At 70.3% G+C, this 967-nt stretch carries 2 protein-coding genes and 1 pseudogene; all 3 read right to left on the reverse strand.

The features are described from left to right. Nucleotides 1–12: 12 nt before the first annotated feature. Complete coding sequence (locus JCM19049_RS15475) at nt 13–306, reverse strand: hypothetical protein (RefSeq protein WP_054822003.1); 294 nt, start codon at nt 304–306, stop codon at nt 13–15. Nucleotides 307–330: 24 nt separating this feature from the next. Further along, the gene (locus tag JCM19049_RS15480; RefSeq protein ID WP_054822004.1) at nt 331–603 is read right to left on the reverse strand and encodes a hypothetical protein; all 273 of its coding nucleotides are present in this window, start codon (nt 601–603) and stop codon (nt 331–333) included. Beyond that, nucleotides 600–967: pseudogene (locus tag JCM19049_RS15485) on the reverse strand (hypothetical protein); the annotation flags it as partial. The pseudogene JCM19049_RS15485 and the gene JCM19049_RS15480, both read right to left, overlap by 4 nt.

The raw sequence follows: 967 nt of genomic DNA on the forward strand, positions 1-967 counted from the left end.
CCACGAACTTGCTCAGCCGCAGACCCTCCCCGGGCTGCAGCGAGGCGCTGGCCACATGGTCCGAAGCTCCGCGCTGACATCGGTGGTGGTGTGGATCCGGGATTGCGAGCCGCCGGTGAGGCTGGCCCGGTGTTCGGCGACCGTGGCCACGCTCATCCCCGAACCGCGCACAATGTAGGACAGCCCGGCCCGCCCGTCACGCTCATAGTGCCCGGCCGGCTGCAGCGGGTTCTGCCCGGTGGATTCGGACTTGCGCGGATCCAGCGGGGAGGGTTCCCCGGCATCCAGGTCCGCCGGGGTGGGCACCAGGGTGGTGGGCGGGATGCCGGATCACCGAGGACTGCACACCACGTGCCCCGGCGCGTCGAGCAGGCGCACGTTCACGTCCACCACCGCCAGGTGCCGGTCGGTGAAGGAGACCATGGCGCGGCTGGTGACCGCCACCCGGTGGCCCTCGGCGGTGCGCCACAGCGTGGTGGAGACCAGGGTGCCGTCCCGGAAGTCCAGGCGCAGGTCATCGCGCACCATCTCGGTGCGGCCCACCTCCAGCGCCTCGTCGTTGATGTACACGCGCATGGTGCGGAAGTCCGGGGCCGCGATCATCGTCTGCCCGGTGGAGGCCAGCCCGTAGGCATTCTCCGCGTAGCGATCTGCCAGGTCTCGTGCAGCCCGTTGATGAAGCTGCCCCCCACCTGGTCCCCCACGCCCAGCATCGGGGCCTTGGCCCCCAAAAAGCCGTTGCCCAGCGAGAACACGGTGTCCTGGGCACCCTCGTCGTCGCGCGCCTCATCCAAGGTGATGGACCACGGGTCGTAGCTCAGCGCATCCCCGGATTCGTTGGTCATCACCTCGGACAGGTCGGTGACCACAAAGTCCGCGCCGGCCTCGGCCAGCGAGGCGGCGTTGTTTTCCCGGGCCACCCCGATCACCCGGAAGCCGCCGGCCACCGCGGCCTGCACCCCGGAGA

It is taken from the genome of Arthrobacter sp. JCM 19049 (genome assembly GCF_001310435.1).

Coding starts and splice junctions, on each gene's coding strand:
- JCM19049_RS15480 (WP_054822004.1), bottom strand. CDS start 603: ATGATCGCGGCCCCGGACTTCCGCACCATGCGCGTGTACATCAACGAC.